This is a genomic window from Saccharomonospora glauca K62 (assembly GCF_000243395.2).
In the GTDB taxonomy this organism is placed as follows: Bacteria; Actinomycetota; Actinomycetes; order Mycobacteriales; family Pseudonocardiaceae; genus Saccharomonospora; species Saccharomonospora glauca.
The window spans coordinates 1,479,532-1,497,559 of sequence record NZ_CM001484.1 but is presented as its reverse complement, the minus strand read 5'-3'; the positions used below and the strand labels follow the sequence as shown (position 1 = coordinate 1,497,559).

Sequence of the window (18,028 nt, the reverse complement as noted above, 5' to 3'; positions counted from 1 at the left end):
CAAGGCACCGGTTCGGCCAGCTCCGAGGCAGCGGGCTGCCCGGACGACCCGTCACGTCGGCCCGTCCGGGCACCGTTCGCTCCCGCCGTGGGTCAGGTCGCCGCGCGGCCCGTGACGTCGGCCAAGGCGGCGTCGAGGATGGCCACTCCTCGCTCGATCTCGGCGTCGGTGGCGGTCAGCGGCGGGGCGATGCGGAACGTTCCGCCCATGCCGGGCAACTGCACGATGTTCATGTGCAGGCCCAGCTCGGCGCAGCGCCGGGTGACGGCGGCACCCAGCCGGTCCGCTCCGTCGCCGCCCGGCCCGGAGTCGTCGACCAACTCCACCCCCACCAACAGTCCCCGGCCCCGCACGTCGCCGATCACCGAGTGCCGCTCGGCGAGCTCGTTCAGGCCACCGCGGAGCAGCTCACCGAGTTTCCGCGCGCGCAGGTCCAGACGATCGCGGGCGAGCACCTCCAGCACGGTGTTGCCGACGGCGGCCGGGAGCGGGTCGTTGACGTGCGTGGTGAAGAACAGGAACCCGCGCTCGTGGGCTTCCCGCTCGATCTCGGCGCTGGTCACCACCGCCGCGAGGGGCAGCCCGGCGCCGAGGGTCTTGGAGAGGGTGAGGATGTCGGGGACGACACCGTCGCGTTCGAACGCGTACCAGTCGCCGGTGCGGCACAACCCGGTCTGGGCCTCGTCGAGGATCAGCAGCATGCCGCGTTCGTGGCACTTGTCCCGCAGCGCCGCCAGATAGCCGGGCGGAAGATCGATGACACCGCCGGAACTCAGCACGGGTTCGACCAGACAGCAGGCGAGACTGCCGACCGACTGGGCGTCGATCAGGTCGAAACCCAGGTCGAGCTGACGACGCCAGTCCAGGTTCCCGTCACCGTCCACGATGTCGGGTCGGAACCGGTCGGGGACGGGCAGAGCGAAGTTGCCGGGTGCGGCGGGCCCGTATCCGGCGCGTCCGGCGCTGTAGGTGGCGTTCGCGGCGGCCTGGGTCATGCCGTGCCACGACCGGGCGAAGGAGACGACCTCGTGGCGTCCGGTGACGAGTTTGGCCAGCCGGATCGCGGCCTCGTTCGACTCGGCCCCCGTGGTCAGGAACATGACCTTCTCCAAAGGCTCCGGTAGCGTCTCGACGAGCCGGTGGGCCAGGTCGAGGACCGGGCGGCTCACCATGCCGCTGTAGAGGTGGTCGAGCCGCCCCACCTGTTCGCGAACCGTCGCGACGATCTCCGGGTGCGCGTGTCCCAGGATGGCGCTCATCTGGCCCGACGTGAAGTCGAGCAGTTCGTGTCCGTCCTCGGTGAACACCGAACTTCCCTTGGCGCGGTCGATGATTCCGGGACTGAAGGAACCGTGCCCGAAGTAGCGGAGAAGGTGATGTTCCGGCGTGGCGCGGGCGGTGTCGTCCAACATGGCCTCGACGCTACGAACCCTTCTCACCCCGAGTCCAGCACGAACCGGAGGCGGGGTGAACAGCGGGCCGGGACCGGCACCTCCTGTTGCCCCGATCGGACTCGCCCCCGCGTCCTTTCGGCCGCTCCCCGAACAGGTGAACTCGAAAAGAGCCGGTTTTTCCGGGAAACTCCCAGCCTTCGGGCCGAAACCACCGTCGGCACGACGACCACACCAAAGAGCGATACGGGCCCGAAACCCTCGGAGGCCACCGCCTTCCTCGGTACTGTCCGCCGCGGACCGCTGGGGAAAGGAATCCGACACTCATGGACACGACCGCCAAGGGAGTTCTCCTCATCCTTGGAATCGGAGTCATCACAGCCGTGGGAGTCGGTACGGGGATGGTGATCGCCAACTCCACCTTCGAAACCTCCGGGGTCGTCGTCACGTCCGGTGGGTGCGATCCGGACGACAGCAGAGTGGTCCTTCAGGTGTTCGCCTCCGACAACGAACTCCTCGGCGCGGGTCCCCTCACACACCCCTACTACCGGGCGTCTCGGGACGAATGTGAGTGGATCTTTCGCATCCCCGACATCGAGAAGAGCCGCGGCCCCTACCGGCTGGACGTCAAGGGCATCAAGTTCGTCTTCGACGAATCGAGGGCGAAGACCCTCCGGCTGCGCATGGAGGGCCACCGGGTCGAACAGACGAAGGAACTCCGCTGACGGGACCGCCCTCCGCCTCGTGGACGAGATCCCTACGGGCCGAGGTCACGATCTTCGCTCCGGTCGAGTTCAGCCCCCGAACGCGGCGCGGATCACCTCGCCGCCGGTTTGTCGGCTCTTCCGGAGGACCAACGGGAAGCCGAGTGGACCGGCGAATACCGGGAGACCCCGGAACGGGCGCGAGACGCCAGCTAGCGCCCTTCGCGCTATGCGTCAACCTATGCGCATGACGAATCCCCTCCCCTCCGCGGGATTCGGGGACGAGGCTGTCCCGCATGTTCGTTCGGGGAGAAACCAACGACGAGGCATGCGAACATCCAGCGGTACTGAGCCACGAGCAGTGGCGAGTGCTCGTCGAAGCGTTCGCGGAGATGTGTCTGCTGTCGGGCGGAGCACACGAGGACCTACATGATCGCGCCGTCGGCGTGCTCGAAGCGTTGCGTCCACCCCAGTGGTCCGACCACCCGTGAAAAGCTGTGACTGCTCCATTGTGGGTGCGGGTCTACGAGATGGTGGGGTTTTTGACGCACCTCGCTGACGCAGCCCCCGACGACGTGCGGAAGATCCGCGAGGCCGGTTCCCGGATCGTGGAGCTCGGTCGGGAGATGATGGCCTATGGGGGGCGGACCGATGCGTGAATTCCGTGGCCCCGGAGACCTGATGAACACCGACGTGCTGCCCGCCGTGCCTGCCCGGCCCACCGGAAACGACACCGTGCGCGGAACTCCGCGCCGCCGGCGTGCGACCGACCGAATGCGACTGCCTCTCCTACCTGCTGCGTGTCCGTGCCGCTCTAGCGCGGTGGAAGGGACATGGTGGCAGACACCGGCTGGAGGTCGCCCGATGAGTGAAGTGCTGCGGTTTCCCCACTCCGAGGTGATGAGTGACCAACTTCCCGCCCACATCGACCCGGAAGCGGCTCTCACCCGGCTGGAGCAGGCCATCGCTTCGGAGACAAAACCGCTGTACCGGCAAAAGGCCGCGGGGATGACCGCCCTCGACCCCGTGTTCCGGGCGATCGGGCTGCTTCTGCTGCGAAGAGGAGCCGCGATCTCGAAGGACGGCGGCATCATGACCGACCTCGTCGAAAGAGAGGTCACGTCCGCGTTCGCCACTCCCCCGTATGAGCGCCCGCCAGTGGGTGTGTCGTCCGTAGCGTTGGATGAATTGAAGCGGGCATCTCGCGCCAAGCTCAGAGCGCTTCGGGAATATCGGCAGGCAGTGCGGCGCTGGCGGAAGGCGGTCCGCGGAGCGGACGAGGCAAGGCACAGGAAGCCGGACATCGCCAAAGTGGCGAACACCACACCCGGCAGGATTACGCAGATTCTCCGGAAGGGACGGTGAGCGCCGACCGACAGCGCCCGGACGGCGCGAGCCCGCTACGGGCCAACCGGGGCCGCATCGCAGCTCCGGAGGGGATTCGGCCCGCTCGGGAGCGCTGACGGTGCCCATTCATCTTTGCGGAATTTTCGTGATGTTGTCCGAGTCTTCGGACGAGCAACAAAAAAGCCCAGGTCCGCGACCTGGGCGTTTGCTCCCCCGGCTGGACTCGAACCAGCAACCCTTCGGTTAACAGCCGAATGCTCTGCCAATTGAGCTACGGAGGACCGTCTTGCCCGACCGGATCGCTCCGGCCTGACGCTGAATACTGTAGCGCACCCCGAATCGGCCCTTCACACCACCCCCCCTCTTCGACCGCGCGGCACGGTGGGGGCCGCTGCGGGACAATGGTGAGAACCTGATCCGCCGACGAGGAGGCCGCGATGAAGATGTTCCTGGTGGGCGCCGCAGCGGGTTACATCCTCGGGGCCCGCGCCGGGCGCGCCCGATACGAGCAGATCGTGCGCACCTACCGCAAGCTGATCGACCACCCCGCGGTGCAGGGCGCCGCCGGTGTCGCCCGCGCGAAGCTGGGCGAGAAGGTCGACGAGTGGTTGCCGTTCACCCATCGGCGGCACGGCGTGGCGCACGGCCACGACGGCTACGCCGCCTCCAAGCCTCACCGCGGCGCCTGAACTCGTTCCCTCAGGCGGGGGTGCGCGCCACCACGAAGATCCTCCGGAAGGGGAACCACGTCGTCCCGTCGGCGCGGGGCGGGTAGGCCTCGTCGAGCAGCGGCGCCAGGTCACGGCGGAACTCCCGCCACTCGGCGGGAGCGAGCGCGGCGGCGATCGGCCGCAGGGCCGTGCCCGTCACCCACTCCAGTACGGCGTTTTCACCCGTCAACCGCTGCACGTAGGTGGTCTCCCAGACATCCACCGCGCAGCCGAGGTCGGCGAGCAGTTCCGCGTAGTCCAGCGGCTCGTACACGGCGTCGGCGCCGAGCAGCCGCACGGTGCGCAACCGGTCGGCCCACGCCTCGCTCGCCGCCAGGTGTCGCACGAGGCGATGGGCCGGCGCGTCCATGTTGCCGGGCACCTGCACCGCCAACCACGCGCCGGGCGGAAGCTCGGCCACCCAACGACGCAACAGCTCCTCGTGCCCCGGCACCCACTGCAGCACCGCGTTGCTGACGACCACGTCGGTGTCGGGTGCGGACCGCCAGTCGGTCACGTCGACCAGGCGCGCGTCCACGCCGCGTTCCCGCGCCGCGGCCACCATCTCCGGTGAATTGTCGAACGCCTCCAACGTCGCCTCGGGCCAGCGATCGGCGAGCTCGACGGTGAGCGTGCCCGGCCCGCACCCGGCGTCCACGACCCGGCGGGGCCGCTCGGCGCCGACACGGGCGACCAGCTCACGAAACGGCCGGGCGCGAAGCTCGCCGTAGTCCAAGTACGCGCGCGGGTCCCACACGGCCGGCCTCCTCGTCCTCCCCGACTGCTGCGGATACGACCGTACTGCTTCCTCGCGGTCCCGTGGCGGCGCGACCGCCCCGCGAGTTCGATCAGGCCCGCTCGCCGCCGCCGTTGGCGAGTTTCGCCGCCGCTTCCTCGGCGATACCGCGCACGACCTCGGGGTCGGTGCCGGGGTCGGGGCGCACCTGCAGCACCGCGCCGTCGGTGCCCGGAAGCTTGCGCACCACGAACCACGCGCCGCCTCCGGGCAGCTCCTTGCGGTAGCGCGACCGGATGGAGCTTTCGACCCGCTGCCGCACCAGGTAGGGGATCTTTCCCGGCTTCGGCAGGACGTGCCGCACGGGCGGCAGGTCCCGCAGCACCAGCGCCTCCCCCGCCCGGTCGGCCACCTCGGCCTCGGTGACGGTCAACACGTCACCGCCCCACTGGGCCTTGCTGATCAGATCCCAGCCGATGCGGCGAGCGCCCTCGCCGTCGGGCACCCACAGGCCGAGCGCGGAGACGGCGACGTGACCGCCGGTGCCGGTGGCCGCGGCGGCGAGCACGTGTTCGTCCGCGGCGAGCCGTTCCCTGATCTCGTCGGGGACGGCCGGTCCGAAGATCCTGCGCCACACGCTCACGCGATCAGTCCCATCCACCCATCGCCTGCTCCCGCAGGGCCTTGCGGTACTGCTCCAGCGCCACGAGGTCGCCGAAGAGCGCGCGGTATTCCTCGGCCGCGTCCACCGGCGACAACCGCTGCAGCCGCGACTTGAGTTCGCCGATCTGCCTGCCGACGAGGTTCTCCTGCACGGCGGCGAGCACGCTCGACACGTACCGCACGTCGGGCTCGGCCTTGGAGCGCAACGGTTCCACCGCGAGTTCCGACAGCAAAGACACCACGGTGGGGTCCTCGGCGTGCTCGGCGGCGGCCTCGATCAACGCCGGTCCGGTGAGCCCGCTGCTCGCGCCCCCCGCCTTCACGATCGCGCGGTGCACGCCGACGTAGGCGGGGTGGACGAACGCGTCCTCGGGCAACGCGTCGTACTCCGGCCCGGCCAGCGCGGGCTCCTGCAGCGCGGCCTTCAACGCCTCCCGCTGGGCACGCAGATCGGGGTCGCGGGGGTCGGGGCGTTCGAGCCGCGCGGGACGTCCCCCGCCGTTCGTGCCGTTCCGCGCGGCGCCACTCCGTGCCGCGCGACGAGTGCCGTTGCCGCGTCCCGCCGCACCGGCGGTCTCGCGCACGCGCCGCACGACCATGGCCTCGTCCTGCCAGCCGACCCACCACGCGAGCTTGGCGGCGTAGCCGTCGCGCTTGGCGCGGTCCTTGATCTGCGCCACCAACGGCACGGTGCGTTGCAGGGCCGCCACCTGGCCGTCCACCGAGTCGAGGTCGTACTCGGAGAGCAGGCTGCGGATGGCGAACTCGAACAGCGGGATGCGGCGAGCCACGAGATCGCGCACGGCGGCGTCGCCCTTGGCCAGCCGCAGCTCGCACGGGTCCATCCCGTCGGGGGCCACGGCGATGTAGGTCTGACCGGCGAACGTCTGGTCGCCCTCGAACGCCTTGAGGGCGGCCTTCTGGCCCGCCTCGTCACCGTCGAAGGTGAAGATCACCTCACCGCGGAAGGTGTCGTCGTCCATCATGATCTGCCGGAGCACCCGCATGTGCTCCTCACCGAACGCCGTGCCCGACGACGCCACCGCCGTGGGCACCCCGGCCTCGTGCATGGCCATCACGTCGGTGTATCCCTCGACGACCACCACCTGGTGCCGCCGGGCGATCTCCCGCTTGGCCAGGTCGAGCCCGAAGAGCACCTGCGACTTCTTGTAGATCGGGCTCTCGCTGGTGTTGAGGTACTTGGCCTGGATCGGGTCGTCGTCGAACAACCTCCGCGCGCCGAACCCGACGATGTCGCCGCCGCGGTCTTTGATCGGCCACACGAGCCTGCGGTGGAAGCGGTCGATGGGGCCGCGTCTGCCCTCTTTCGACAACTGTGCTTTGTAGAGCTCGGAGAGCTCGAAACCGCTGCGGAGCAGGTGTTTGGTCAACCGGTCCCAGCCGCCGGGGGCGAACCCGCAGCCGAACTTCGTCCAGGCCGCCTGGTCGAAACCCCGCTCGGTGAGGAACTTCCGGGCCGCCTCCGCCTCGGGAGTGGTCAGCTGCTCGGCGTAGAAGGCCTGCGCGGCCTTGTGCGCCTCCACCAGCCGCAGTCGCGTCCCCCGGTCACGACGGACGGAGGTGCCGCCGCCCTCGTAGGTCAGCCGCAGGCCGATGCGGTCGGCGAGTCGCTCGACGGCCTCGACGAACCCGAGGTGTTCGATCTGCATGACGAACTTGATGACGTCGCCGCCCTCACCGCAGCCGAAGCAGTGAAAGGTGCCGTGGGTGGGACGCACGTTGAACGAGGGTGTCTTCTCCTCGTGAAAGGGGCACAACCCCTTGAACGCGCCACCGCCCGCCCTGCGCAGAGCCACGTACTCACCGACGACCTCGTCGATCCGATTGCGCTCCCGCACCTGCGCGATGTCGCTTTCCCGGATCCGTCCCGCCACCGCCCCACTGTAGAACACCGGCCGTCACGAGGATTCTCCCCGGCCCATACTTGGGCAATGGGGACCGAACGCGCCGACGACAGCAACAACGCCGACGAGTTCTTCGCCCTTCGCGCCCCTCTGCTGGCGGTGGGATACCGGCTCACCGGCTCGCTGGCCGACGCCGAGGACGCCGTGCAGGAAGCGTGGCTGCGGTGGGCGAGTCTTCCGGACAGCGAGCGCGCGGCGATCCGCGACCTGCGTGCCTGGAGCACCACGGTGGTGGGGCGGGTGTGCCTGGACCGGCTGCGTTCCGCGGTGGCGCGCCGGGAACGCTACGTCGGTCAGTGGCTGCCCGAACCGATCGTGACCCCGCTGGGCGGGGCACAACCGGACGACCCGCTCGACGTCGTGGTGCGGGACGACGCCGTGCGCATGGCGGCCATGGTGGTGCTGGACACGCTCACTCCCCAGCAGCGGGTGGCGTTCGTGTTGCACGACGCCTTCGACGTCCCCTTCGACGAGATCGCCGACATCCTGGGCTGCTCCGTGACCGCGGCCCGGCAACACGCGTCACGGGGCCGCAAGGCCGTGGCCGCCGCCGAGCCGCCCCCGAGGGAGAGCCCGGAACACCAGTGGCAGGTGATCGAGCGATTCCTGGCCGCGGTGAACTCCGGAGACGTGCGCGCCGTGGCGGAGATCCTCGCCCCCGACGTTCGGTTCGTCGGCGACTCCGACGGCAAGGCGCGGACGGCCTTGCGGACCATCGTGGGCGCCGACAAGACCGCCCGCTTCCTGCTGGGAGTGATCACCACCTACCGGCCGGGGGCACTCACGGCCGGTAGGCCGGTGCTGGTCAACGGCGATCCGGGCTTCCACGTCCCGGCCGAGCCCGGCGAGGGCCGCTACCGCGACCTCGACGAGCACGTGCACACGATGGTCGTGCGCGACGGCCGGATCGCGGCGATCTACGACATCGCCAATCCCGACAAACTCACGCGGATACCTCGGTGACGTCCCGCCGGTCGGCGGGCACGGGAATCCGGCAGGCGTCACCGGAGGCAAACCCCTGGTCGGTGATGCCCAGGGCACTGTTCATCCGACCTCGGGAGTTCTCCAGGGCCACGAGGTAGGTCAGCTCGACCACCCCGTCGCGCCCGAACTCCCGCTCCAGCTCCGCGACCTGCTCGTCGGTGACGCGCACCGGGGTGTCGGTCATCGCGTCGGCGTAGGCCAGGGCCAGTCGCTCCTGCCGGGTGAACAGCGGGGAATCGGCGTAGTCGTCGATGTGCTCAAGCCGCTCGATGTCCAGGCCCGCGTGCTTTTGCAGCATGGTCCCGAAGTCGACGCACCACGAGCAGTTCAGGCGCACCGCGCTGCGGTACACGGCCAGTTGGGCGACGTTGTCGGGCAGGACCCGCGTGGCTCGCTCGACGAGCTGCTCGTGTATTCCGGACGCCAGGAGCATCCGGGGGTGGTGTGCGGCGACGGTGATCGGTTCGGGTACGGCGCCGTAGCGGCGGAGCGCGATCCGGTACACCAGTCGCGCCAGCCGGGACGCACGGGCCGTGGGAACACCGGGAATGCGGGGCATGAGCCTGCCTCCTCCTCGTCGGGAATCCGTCACCGTGAGGACGAGGCGGCTCCCTCGGACGTGACAGCGTCGGCGGTGAGCCCGCGCACGTCCCACACCCACACGTCCCGGTTCACCTCACCCGACCGCCCCAGGAGCGCTTCGAGCGTCTCCCGCAACTGCACCTGGTGCGGCGAGTCGCCGATCGGCAGCACCACGACGTCCGCCCGCCAGTACCGCAGGTCGTCGACCATGTTGTCGCGGTCGACGACGGTGATCTCGGGCACCCGACCGCTGTCGTGCACCTCGGCGAGCAGGGCCGTGGTGGGCCGGTAGTCCGGCCCGTACCGGCCGTGTCCCCTGTCGTCGGGGCCGACGAAGTAGCCCCCGGCCAGCGGGAACTGCAACCCGGACTCCACCTGCCAGTGCAGGGCGTCGGCGTCGGCGGGGTTCGGCAGCGGCACCACGACGACGGAGCCGTCGTCCACGTACCGGCGCCACTCCCCGCTCGTGAAGAACGTCGGCGTCTCCCCGCGCGCGGCGACCTTCAGTTCCGTGGGCGCGATGGGCAGCAACGCGAGGACGAGCATGCTGCACCACGCGATGATCGCCGTGTAACGCCAGTCGGGGCGCACCCGCAGCCGCAGCACCTTCTCGGTGGCCCTGGCCAGCAGGATGCCGATGACGGGCACGCAGCCGAGCGCGAAGCGCGACTCCAGCACGGAGTCGAACAGCGGCACGTCGAACAGCAAGATCCACGGGCCGGGAATCGACGTGCCCTCGCCGTTGACGATCAGCAGCGCGCCCGTGGACAGCCAGGCCATGACGAGCATCGTCACCGCGAGCGCGCGCGAGACCACGTCGCGCCACAGCGCCACCGTGATCCCCAGCAGCAGCACCACGAGCGGCCAGCCGAAGAACGCGTTTTCCTCGGTGCGGTTCAGCGACAGGCCCACCGCGCTCTCGTCGGTGCCGGCCAGGGAGTCGGTGGCGAACGCGGTGAAGGCGGCCAGGTCGTTGCCCCGCAACCCGTGTTCGATGCCGGGATAGCTCTGCGGGCCGAAGAACTGCCACCACAGCGGCACCGCCACCAGGGCCAGCGTCACCACCGCACCCACGGCGACGCCCTTGCCCAGGGGCCGCGCCATCGACAACGCCCGCTCGGGCCGCATCACGGTGTAGGCGAGGGCGAACACGAGCAGCGTGGTGGCGGCGATGAGCAGGGGCTCTTCGCCCAGCATGATCTGATAGGCCACGAGCAGCCCGAGGATCACGCCGTTTCGGACCACCCGTTCTCCGCGCGTGAGTTTGAGCAGCCACAGCACAATGAACGGCAGCACGAACAACGCCACGAAGTTCGGGTGCGCGTTGGCGTGGGAGATGATCGGGGGCGCGAACGCGGCGAACGCCGCGCCCACGGCCGCGCCCGCACGGGTGCTCACCAGATGGCGTGACAGCACCCAGTACCACGCGACGGCCGTCCCCGCGAGCCCCCCGGTGAGCGCGATCGCCCACGTCACCGTGGGTCCGAAGAGTACGGTGACCGGCGTCAACGGGATGCCGACGCCGAACATGACCGTGTTGGCCATGAGGTTCACGCCGTGGGGATGGTTTTGCAGCTCGGAGAACAGCGGGTTCTCGAAGTTCAGTACGGAGTGGGCGGTGACCGCGAAGAACCACTCCCACATGTTCTGGTCCTGTCCACTGTGTTGCAGGTAACCGTTCGACAGGTTCTCCCACAGTGGACGGTAGAGCAGGAAGGCCGCCAGGACGAAGAACGCCATGATTGCCGCGTCCGCCAGCAACGGCCACGGAACCCGCACGCGCGGCGGGGCCGGAACCGGCTGCTCCGCTCGGACGGGCGTCCGAGTCGGTGCGCTCACGGCCGGACGACCCTCGCCAGGAAGTAGAGCGCGCCGGTGGCACGGTGTCGCACGAGAAGCAGGAAGGGCCGGTCCACCGTCACCGTGACCGGCTCCCCCGCGGGGGCCGACACGATCCCGAACAGGGCGGCGGTCGCCGCCGCTCCCTCCAGCCCGTCCTCGTCGAGCCGCAACACCGACTGGTGGATCACGTCCGTCACGGTGAGCCGGGGGTCGTCGGTGAGTTCACCGAAGTCCGCGTCCGCGTCGAACATCCGCCGCACGCCCAGCGTGCCCAGTGCCTCCCGCAGGGCACAGCGGACGTCCACCGTCAACCGGGGAAGCCGCAGGCGCACCATCGCCTCGCGACGCGCGTCGAGCAGAGCCGTCACGGCGGCGGCGTCCAGCTCGGGCTCCGCCTCCTCCAGCGGACGGTCCGGGAGCAGCACGGAGGCGGTGACCCCGCCGACGGCGGGCAGGTCCACGAGTTGCCACCCGTCCACGGCGGCGTAGCCGAGGCGCTTCGTCCCCCGCATCATCGGCACCCGCACGGTACCGGACGGCGTGTGGAAGTCATCCTCGGCGGTGTCGGACCTCCGGAACGCCGACACCCATCCGGCTTTCAGGTACAGGGCGCTGACGAGGCTCGCGACCGTGTCCTCGACGATCGTCCCCCGCGGCAACAGCTCCGGGATGAGGTCGTGCGTCGTGCGGGCGACGTCGGCGTTGATCTCGGTGCGCGCTCCCTCCGGGTCCTTCACGAAGGGGGCCTCCCGCACGGCTCCGGCGGGCCAGGCGGCGAGGGCGTCGGTGAACCCGGACTTGATCGGCAGCTCGTTCCACACCCACAACGTGGTGGACACGGCCAGCGACGGCGTGTCCTCACCGCTGTGCGGGGCGTCGAGCGCGGCGGCCTCGCCCAGCCACTCGACGACCCCGTCGACGCGATCGACGGAGCTCGCCAGCAGCGCGGCGGGTTCCGCGGCGGTCTCCTCCCTGGCGGCACGTGTCACCAGGGCGAGCGCGCTGGCCACCGAGTACGGCGAGAAACAGGCGTTGACACCGGGCGCGGTCAGGGCCTTGTGCAGGGCGAGGGTGAATTCCAGGTGAGTCGTTGCGACGTCGGAGACCGGCATTCCACGACGGTACCGTGATGAGTCAACCATGCCGTCCCAGATGCCAGGAGTGCCAGGCCCTCGCCTGGGCGTCGGTGAGCGAGGCGATCTGGTCGATCACCACCCGCAGGCGGGCGGCGTCGTCCGAGGCCGCCTCCCACGCGGGGCGTAATCCCGCGTCGAGCACCTCGGGGGCTCGCAGCGGCAGCACCTCCACCAGCTCGGCGAGGAGTTGTCGCTGTCCCTCCTGCACGGCCAGTCGCCACCGGTCGCTCATCACGTACCGCAAGGCGAGCGCCTTGAGCAACGCCACCTCGGCCGCCACCCGATCGGGCACGGAGAGCTCGGCGCCGTAGCGGGACAGCGGACCCTCCCCGTACTCGGCGCGCGTGCCGGTGACCGCCGCCGCCACGAACCGGCCCACGAGTTCGCTCGTCATGCGTTTGAGCGCCGCCTGCGCGACCGGGGACCCGTCGTAGGGAACACGGACCAGCTCCGCCACGGCGGGCAGGTCCACCAGCCCGAGCGCGGCGTCCTCGACCGCGTCCGCGGACAGGGCGCAGAAGTGCTCCGCCGCCAGTTCCGCCAGCGCCCTGCGCTCCTGCGCGTCGGCGAGCACCGACAGGGAGATGCGGCCGGCCAGCACACCGTCCTCGACGTCGTGCACCGAGTAGGCCACGTCGTCAGCCCAGTCCATGATCTGCGCCTCCAGGCAGGTGCGCTCACCGGGCGCCCCGGCTCGCACCCACCGGAACGCCTCGACGTCGTCGGCGTAGACGCCGAACTTGCGCTGCCCGTCCCGGCGCCGCCACGGGTACTTCAGCACCGCGTCGAGGCTGGCGCGGGTGAGGTTGAGCCCGTAGGGTTCCCCGTCCTCGCCGAGGACCTTGGTCTCGAGCCGGGTCAGGATGCGCAGGGTCTGGGCATTGCCCTCGAACCCGCCGCAGGTCCGCGCGGCCTCGTCGAGCGCCGCCTCGCCGTTGTGTCCGAACGGCGGGTGGCCGATGTCGTGGGCCAGCCCGGCGGTGTCGCAGAGGTCGGGGTCGGCGCCGAGGTCGACCGCGATGCCGCGGCTGATCTGCGCGACCTCCAGCGAGTGCGTCAGCCGGGTCCTCGGGACCCCGCTGACCTCGGCTCCCTCACCGGGGCCGACGACCTGGGTCTTCCCGGCCAGCCTCCGCAACGCCGCCGAGTGCAGCACTCTGGCGCGGTCCCGCGCGTACGGTGTCCGACCGTCCCCGTCCGTGCCCGGTAGCCCGGAGGACTTGGGCCGCTCGGCGAACCGGCGCTGCGCGTCGTGCGTGGTGTAGCCCATGCCGGAGAAGCTTACGGCGACACGACGGGAGCCGACGGTCTCCGACGCGGCGTTGGGCGTCGAAAACCGTCGGCCACCCCACTGCAGTCACACCCCGGTCGCTTAGGGACTCACTCCCCCAGCAGCTCCTTCACCAGCGTCGCCACCTGCTCGGTCTCGATGAGGAACGAGTCGTGCCCGTACGGCGAGGTGATCTCGGCGTAGCGGGCGGTGGCGATGCCGTCGGCCAGTTCCCGCACCTGCTCCGCCGGATACAGCCGGTCGGAGTCCACCCCGACCGCGACCGTCCTGGCCGTCACCCGCGACAGCGCCTGGCGGATTCCTCCCCGGTCCCGCCCGACGTCGTGCCCGTTCATCGAACGCGTCAACAACACGTAACTCGCCGCGTCGAACCGGCGGACGAGCTTGTCCGCGTGGTGATCCAAATAGGATTCGACGGCGAACCGGGGGTCGTCCTCGCCCTGTGGGCGACGCCCGAATCGCTCGTTGAGTTCCTCGGCGCTGCGGTAGGTGGCGTGGGCGATGCGACGCGCCACCCCGAGACCGAGGTGAGGTCCCTCCCCCGGTCCGCCCTCGTGGTAGTCGCCGCCCTTCCAGTTCGGATCGGCGAGGATGGCGTGGATCTGCGGCGAGGCCCACGCGATCTGGTCGGCCGACGACGCCGCCGGACTCGCCAGCACCATTAACCGCCGCACGCGCTCGGGCCGCATGACCGCCCACTCCAGCGCGCGCATACCGCCCATCGAGCCGCCCAGCACGGCCGCCCAGCGTTCGATGCCGAGGTGGTCGGCGAGCGCGATCTCGGCGGCCACCTGGTCGCGCACCGTGAGCTGCGGAAAGCGGCTCCCCCAGTGCTTGCCGTCCTCGGCGAGCGAGGCGGGGCCCGTCGAGCCCTGGCAGCCCCCGAGCACGTTGGGCACCACCACGAACAGCTCGTCCGTGTCCAACGCCTTGCCGGGCCCGATCAGGCCGTCCCACCAGCCGGGGCTCGGATGCCCCGGCTGGACATCCCCCGCCGCGTGGCTGTCGCCCGTCAGAGCGTGTTCGACCAACACCGCGTTCGACCCGTCGGCGTTGAGCTTTCCCCACGTCTCGTACGCGATCTCGACGCCGGGAAGCTCCCGCCCCGACTCCAGCCGCAACACGGTCTCGGGCCGGAACCACTGTCGCCGTCCCGGCGGATCTCCCGCCTGCCACGCACCGGTAGCGGGCGGGAGACCGGTACTACCGGACGAACTCACAGAGCCGCCTTCGCGGCGCGGAAACCGGCTTCCAGGTCGGCCTGCAGGTCCGCGAGCCCCTCCAGCCCCACTGCCAGTCGCACCAGCCCCGGCGTCACACCACTCGCCAGCTGCTCCTCGGGGGTGAGCTGGCTGTGCGTGGTGCTGGCGGGGTGCACGATCAGGCTGCGCACGTCACCGATGTTGACGAGCTGGCTGTGCAGTTCGGTGCCGTCCACGAACGCGCGTCCGGCCTCGACCCCGCCCCGCAGCTCGAACGACAGCACCGCACCCGCGCCCAGGGGCAGGTACTTCTGCGCCGCCTCGTAGTAGGGGCTCGACGGCAGGCTGGCGTAGTAGACCTTCTCCACCTCGTCGCGCTGCTCCAGCCACTCGGCCAGCGCCTTGGCGTTGGAGACGTGCCGCTCCATGCGCAGCGACAACGTCTCGATGCCCTGCAGGATCAGGAAGGCGTTCAGCGGAGCGATGGCCGCGCCGGTGTCACGCAGCAACTGCACGCGCGCCTTCGCCGCGAACGCGCCCGGCCCGAGGGCCTCCCAGAACTTGAGGCCGTTGTAGCTGGGGTCGGGCTCGTTGAAGCCGGGGAAGCGCTCGGGGTGCGCGCCGAAGTCGAAGGTTCCGCCGTCCACCAGCACGCCCGCGATCGTGGTGCCGTGGCCGCCGAGGTACTTCGTCGCCGAGTGCACCACGACGTCCGCGCCGTGCTCGATGGGCCGCAGCAGGTACGGCGTCGGGATGGTGTTGTCCACCACCAGCGGCACGCCGACCTCGTGCGCGACGTCGGCGACCCCGCGGATGTCGAGCACGTTGCTGCCGGGGTTGGCGAGCGTCTCGGCGAAGAACAGCTTCGTGTTCGGCTTCGCCGCCGACCGCCACTCGTCGAGGTTGTCCTGGTCGGTGAGGAAGGTGACCTCGATGCCGAGCTTGGGCAGCGTGTGCCGGAAGAGGTTGTACGTGCCGCCGTACAGCGCGGGGCTCACGACGACGTGGTCACCCGCGCCCGCGAGGTTCAGTACCGCCGCCGTGGTGGCGGCCGAGCCGGAGGCGAACGCCAGCGCGGCCACCCCGCCCTCCAGTGCGGCGACCCGCTGCTCCAGGACGTCCTGGGTGGGGTTCATGATCCGGGTGTAGATGTTGCCCGGCTCGGCGAGGCTGAACAGGTCGGCACCGTGCTGGGTGTCCCGGAAGACGTAGGAGGTCGTCTGATAGATCGGCGTGGCACGCGCGCCGGTGGTCGGGTCGGGCTGCGCTCCCGCGTGGATCTGCTTGGTCTCGAACGACCATCCATCGCTCACTGGACTCACTCCTTTGCGGCTCGGTGTCCCCCAGACGCTAGTGAGCCCTCCGACACACCCCAACCGTCTCTCACTGCATGAGACGCGCGTGCCACACCATCGGGTGATAGCCGTCCTACATTCCGAGATCCACGGAATCGGCCGGGTTCTTCGACACCCGGTAGTACAGCAGCGCCGCGGTCTCCCGCAGGATGTAGCGGGCCTGCGTGCTGCGCATCTGCACGATGGGACCGGAATGAGTGGGCGAGGTCCACACCCTCAGCCCCGAGTCCTCCGCCATGATGCCCGCCCGCAGCGAATGCCACGGATCGCTCACGAGCACGACGTCGTTCCAGCCCCGACCCCGGATCTCGGCGGCGGCGGCCCGTAGCGAACGCAAGGTGTCGTTGCCCTCGCCGACGGCGATCAGCGCCTCCTCGGGCACTCCCCGGTCACGCAACCAGTTCGCGCCCGCCTCCGCCTCGGTGTAGGCGTCCCCGGCGCGCATGCCACCGGTGGTGACGATCACCCCGGCCACGCCCTGCTCGTAGAGCTGCTGGGCGTGGGCGAGCCGCGCCTGGAAGATCTCCGACGGCCTGCCGTTGTACTGGGCCGCGCCCAGCACCACGATGGCGTCCACCCTCGGGCGTTCGTCGGCCCTCGCCACATACCACACGCGGAAGGCCGTTCCCCCCACGATCAGCAGACCGACGAGGACGATCCCGACGACCGTCCTCGTCAGCCACTTCCTCATCGCCGCCACGGCTTCAGCAGCCGACCAGCCGCGCCGCGAGGTACGACTCCAGCTTGTCGATCGCGATGCGCTCCTGCGCCATCGAGTCGCGCTCCCGCACGGTCACGGCCTGGTCCTCCAGGGTGTCGAAGTCGACCGTCACGCAGTACGGCGTGCCGATCTCCTCCTGCCGGCGGTACCGCTTGCCGATCGACTGCGCGTCGTCGAAGTCGGTGTTCCAGTGCTTGCGTAGCGCGGCGGCGATGTCGCGGGCCTTCGGCGTGAGGTCGGCGTTGCGCGACAACGGCAGCACCGCCACCTTGTACGGCGCCAGCCTCGGGTCCAGCCGGAGCACGGTCCGCTTGTCGACACCGCCCTTGGCGTTGGGTACCTCGTCCTCGGTGTAGGCGTCGACGAGGAACGCCATCATCGGACGACCGACACCGGCTGCCGGCTCGATCACGAACGGCCGGTAACGCTGGCCGGAGGCCTGGTCGAAGTACGACAAATCCACACCCGAGTGGTTGGAGTGGGTGGTGAGGTCGAAGTCGGTGCGGTTGGCGATGCCCTCCAGCTCACCCCACTCCTGACCCGACGAGAAACCGAAGCGGTACTCGATGTCGACCGTGCGCTTCGAGTAGTGCGACAGCTTCTCCTTCGGGTGCTCGTAGAGCCGCAGGTTCTCCCGCTTGATGCCCAGATCGACGTACCACTTCATGCGCTCGTCGATCCAGTACTGGTGCCACTTCTCGTCCTCGCCCGGCTCGACGAAGAACTCCATCTCCATCTGCTCGAACTCGCGCGTCCGGAAGATGAAGTTGCCGGGCGTGATCTCGTTGCGGAACGACTTGCCGATCTGGCCGATACCGAACGGCGGCTTCTTGCGCGAGGTCGTCAACACGTTGAGGAAGTTGACGAAGATGCCCTGCGCGGTCTCCGGACGGAGGTAGTGCATCCCCTCCTCCGACTCCACCGGGCCGAGGTGAGTCTTGAGCATCATGTTGAACTCACGCGGCTCGGTGTACTGACCGCGGTTACCGCAGTTCGGGCACGGCACCTCGCTCAGGTCGTCCTCGGAGGTCTCGGTACCGGTGCGCTCCGCGTACTCCTCGGCGAGCTGGTCGGCACGGAACCTGCGGTGACAGGACAGGCACTCCACCAGCGGGTCGTGGAACGCGCCCACGTGACCCGACGCGACCCACACCTGGCGCGGCAGGATCACCGAGGAGTCGAGGCCGACCACGTCCTCCCGGCCCTGCACCATGGTCTTCCACCACTGGCGCTTGATGTTGTCCTTCAGCTCGACTCCGAGCGGTCCGTAGTCCCACGCCGACCGGGTACCGCCGTAGATCTCCCCCGAGGGGAAGACGAAGCCACGGCGCTTGCACAGGTTGACGACGGTCTCAATGGTGTTGGCGGGCACTCCACGCTCCGAAGCATCCGGAAATGGCTGGTCTTTAGACCTCACAGCGTATCCGGCCAGACGGGCG

18 protein-coding genes and 1 tRNA gene are annotated in these 18,028 nt (G+C 69.9%); 6 read left to right on the top strand and 13 right to left on the bottom strand.

Features of this window, described 5'->3' with window-relative positions:
* Positions 1-92: 92 nt before the first annotated feature.
* Complete coding sequence (locus SACGLDRAFT_RS07220) at positions 93-1,412, bottom strand: aspartate aminotransferase family protein (RefSeq protein ID WP_005463121.1); 1,320 nt, start codon at positions 1,410-1,412, stop codon at positions 93-95.
* A gap of 305 nt (positions 1,413-1,717) precedes the next feature.
* Between SACGLDRAFT_RS07220 and SACGLDRAFT_RS07215 the strand changes: the two genes are divergently transcribed.
* The 4 genes from SACGLDRAFT_RS07215 (at position 1,718) to SACGLDRAFT_RS22480 (ending at position 3,460) form a co-directional block, all read left to right on the top strand.
* Positions 1,718-2,116 (top strand): hypothetical protein, encoded by a 399-nt coding sequence (locus tag SACGLDRAFT_RS07215; RefSeq protein WP_005463119.1) that lies wholly within the window; start codon positions 1,718-1,720, stop codon positions 2,114-2,116.
* Positions 2,117-2,391: 275 nt separating this feature from the next.
* Positions 2,392-2,586, top strand: a complete 195-nt coding sequence (locus SACGLDRAFT_RS21500; RefSeq protein WP_005463116.1) for a hypothetical protein — start codon at positions 2,392-2,394, stop codon at positions 2,584-2,586.
* Between the two features lie 6 nt (positions 2,587-2,592).
* Complete coding sequence (locus SACGLDRAFT_RS22265) at positions 2,593-2,754, top strand: hypothetical protein (protein WP_157608771.1); 162 nt, start codon at positions 2,593-2,595, stop codon at positions 2,752-2,754.
* Between the two features lie 205 nt (positions 2,755-2,959).
* Positions 2,960-3,460, top strand: coding sequence for a hypothetical protein (locus SACGLDRAFT_RS22480; RefSeq protein ID WP_005463115.1), 501 nt, complete (start codon positions 2,960-2,962; stop codon positions 3,458-3,460).
* A gap of 190 nt (positions 3,461-3,650) precedes the next feature.
* On the opposite strand, the gene SACGLDRAFT_RS07200 is transcribed toward SACGLDRAFT_RS22480, so the two are convergent.
* A tRNA-Asn gene (locus SACGLDRAFT_RS07200) sits at positions 3,651-3,723 on the bottom strand.
* 156 nt (positions 3,724-3,879) lie between these two features.
* Here SACGLDRAFT_RS07200 and SACGLDRAFT_RS07195 point away from each other — a divergent pair.
* Complete coding sequence (locus SACGLDRAFT_RS07195; protein WP_005463113.1) at positions 3,880-4,131, top strand: hypothetical protein; 252 nt, start codon at positions 3,880-3,882, stop codon at positions 4,129-4,131.
* 10 nt (positions 4,132-4,141) lie between these two features.
* Here SACGLDRAFT_RS07195 and SACGLDRAFT_RS07190 read toward each other — a convergent pair whose 3' ends face one another.
* The 3 genes from SACGLDRAFT_RS07190 to dnaG all read right to left on the bottom strand — a co-directional run bounded on the left by SACGLDRAFT_RS07190 (position 4,142) and on the right by dnaG (position 7,446).
* Entirely contained in the window at positions 4,142-4,909 is a 768-nt protein-coding gene (locus tag SACGLDRAFT_RS07190) for a trans-aconitate 2-methyltransferase (RefSeq protein ID WP_005463110.1), read from the bottom strand.
* Positions 4,910-5,000: 91 nt separating this feature from the next.
* On the bottom strand, positions 5,001-5,531 hold the full coding sequence (locus SACGLDRAFT_RS07185; RefSeq protein ID WP_040918715.1) for a hypothetical protein: 531 nt from the start codon (positions 5,529-5,531) through the stop codon (positions 5,001-5,003).
* Between the two features lie 4 nt (positions 5,532-5,535).
* A complete protein-coding gene (dnaG, locus tag SACGLDRAFT_RS07180) occupies positions 5,536-7,446 on the bottom strand; it encodes a DNA primase (protein ID WP_198283530.1) in 1,911 nt (636 codons plus the stop codon).
* Positions 7,447-7,503: 57 nt separating this feature from the next.
* Here dnaG and SACGLDRAFT_RS07175 point away from each other — a divergent pair, with 57 nt between their 5' ends.
* Complete coding sequence (locus tag SACGLDRAFT_RS07175; protein ID WP_005463105.1) at positions 7,504-8,439, top strand: sigma-70 family RNA polymerase sigma factor; 936 nt, start codon at positions 7,504-7,506, stop codon at positions 8,437-8,439.
* Here SACGLDRAFT_RS07175 and SACGLDRAFT_RS07170 read toward each other — a convergent pair.
* The 8 genes from SACGLDRAFT_RS07170 to SACGLDRAFT_RS07135 all read right to left on the bottom strand — a co-directional run bounded on the left by SACGLDRAFT_RS07170 (position 8,420) and on the right by SACGLDRAFT_RS07135 (position 17,961).
* On the bottom strand, positions 8,420-9,019 hold the full coding sequence (locus SACGLDRAFT_RS07170) for a carboxymuconolactone decarboxylase family protein (RefSeq protein WP_005463103.1): 600 nt from the start codon (positions 9,017-9,019) through the stop codon (positions 8,420-8,422). The genes SACGLDRAFT_RS07175 and SACGLDRAFT_RS07170 overlap by 20 nt on opposite strands.
* Before the next feature lie 29 nt (positions 9,020-9,048).
* Positions 9,049-10,881 carry a hypothetical protein gene (locus tag SACGLDRAFT_RS07165; protein ID WP_005463101.1) on the bottom strand — a complete coding sequence of 611 codons (1,833 nt, stop codon included), beginning with the start codon at positions 10,879-10,881 and terminating at the stop codon, positions 9,049-9,051.
* Positions 10,878-11,996 (bottom strand): serpin family protein, encoded by a 1,119-nt coding sequence (locus SACGLDRAFT_RS07160; protein ID WP_005463100.1) that lies wholly within the window; start codon positions 11,994-11,996, stop codon positions 10,878-10,880. Before SACGLDRAFT_RS07160 ends, SACGLDRAFT_RS07165 begins: the two co-directional genes overlap by 4 nt.
* A gap of 22 nt (positions 11,997-12,018) precedes the next feature.
* A complete protein-coding gene (locus SACGLDRAFT_RS07155; RefSeq protein WP_005463099.1) occupies positions 12,019-13,290 on the bottom strand; it encodes a deoxyguanosinetriphosphate triphosphohydrolase in 1,272 nt (423 codons plus the stop codon).
* Positions 13,291-13,400: 110 nt separating this feature from the next.
* The gene (gene metX, locus SACGLDRAFT_RS07150; protein ID WP_005463098.1) at positions 13,401-14,531 is read right to left on the bottom strand and encodes a homoserine O-acetyltransferase MetX; all 1,131 of its coding nucleotides are present in this window, start codon (positions 14,529-14,531) and stop codon (positions 13,401-13,403) included.
* A complete protein-coding gene (locus SACGLDRAFT_RS07145) occupies positions 14,528-15,826 on the bottom strand; it encodes a bifunctional o-acetylhomoserine/o-acetylserine sulfhydrylase (RefSeq protein ID WP_005463097.1) in 1,299 nt (432 codons plus the stop codon). The genes metX and SACGLDRAFT_RS07145 overlap by 4 nt, the downstream gene beginning before the upstream one ends.
* A gap of 115 nt (positions 15,827-15,941) precedes the next feature.
* Positions 15,942-16,559, bottom strand: coding sequence for a YdcF family protein (locus tag SACGLDRAFT_RS07140; RefSeq protein ID WP_005463096.1), 618 nt, complete (start codon positions 16,557-16,559; stop codon positions 15,942-15,944).
* Between the two features lie 13 nt (positions 16,560-16,572).
* Positions 16,573-17,961, bottom strand: coding sequence for a glycine--tRNA ligase (locus SACGLDRAFT_RS07135; RefSeq protein ID WP_005463095.1), 1,389 nt, complete (start codon positions 17,959-17,961; stop codon positions 16,573-16,575).
* Positions 17,962-18,028 lie beyond the last annotated feature (67 nt).

Coding starts and splice junctions, on each gene's coding strand:
- SACGLDRAFT_RS07220 (WP_005463121.1), bottom strand. CDS start 1,412: ATGTTGGACGACACCGCCCGCGCCACGCCGGAACATCACCTTCTCCGC.
- SACGLDRAFT_RS07215 (WP_005463119.1), top strand. CDS start 1,718: ATGGACACGACCGCCAAGGGAGTTCTCCTCATCCTTGGAATCGGAGTC.
- SACGLDRAFT_RS21500 (WP_005463116.1), top strand. CDS start 2,392: ATGTTCGTTCGGGGAGAAACCAACGACGAGGCATGCGAACATCCAGCG.
- SACGLDRAFT_RS22480 (WP_005463115.1), top strand. CDS start 2,960: ATGAGTGAAGTGCTGCGGTTTCCCCACTCCGAGGTGATGAGTGACCAA.
- SACGLDRAFT_RS07195 (WP_005463113.1), top strand. CDS start 3,880: ATGAAGATGTTCCTGGTGGGCGCCGCAGCGGGTTACATCCTCGGGGCC.
- SACGLDRAFT_RS07175 (WP_005463105.1), top strand. CDS start 7,504: ATGGGGACCGAACGCGCCGACGACAGCAACAACGCCGACGAGTTCTTC.
- SACGLDRAFT_RS07170 (WP_005463103.1), bottom strand. CDS start 9,019: ATGCCCCGCATTCCCGGTGTTCCCACGGCCCGTGCGTCCCGGCTGGCG.
- SACGLDRAFT_RS07160 (WP_005463100.1), bottom strand. CDS start 11,996: ATGCCGGTCTCCGACGTCGCAACGACTCACCTGGAATTCACCCTCGCC.
- SACGLDRAFT_RS07155 (WP_005463099.1), bottom strand. CDS start 13,290: ATGGGCTACACCACGCACGACGCGCAGCGCCGGTTCGCCGAGCGGCCC.
- SACGLDRAFT_RS07140 (WP_005463096.1), bottom strand. CDS start 16,559: ATGAGGAAGTGGCTGACGAGGACGGTCGTCGGGATCGTCCTCGTCGGT.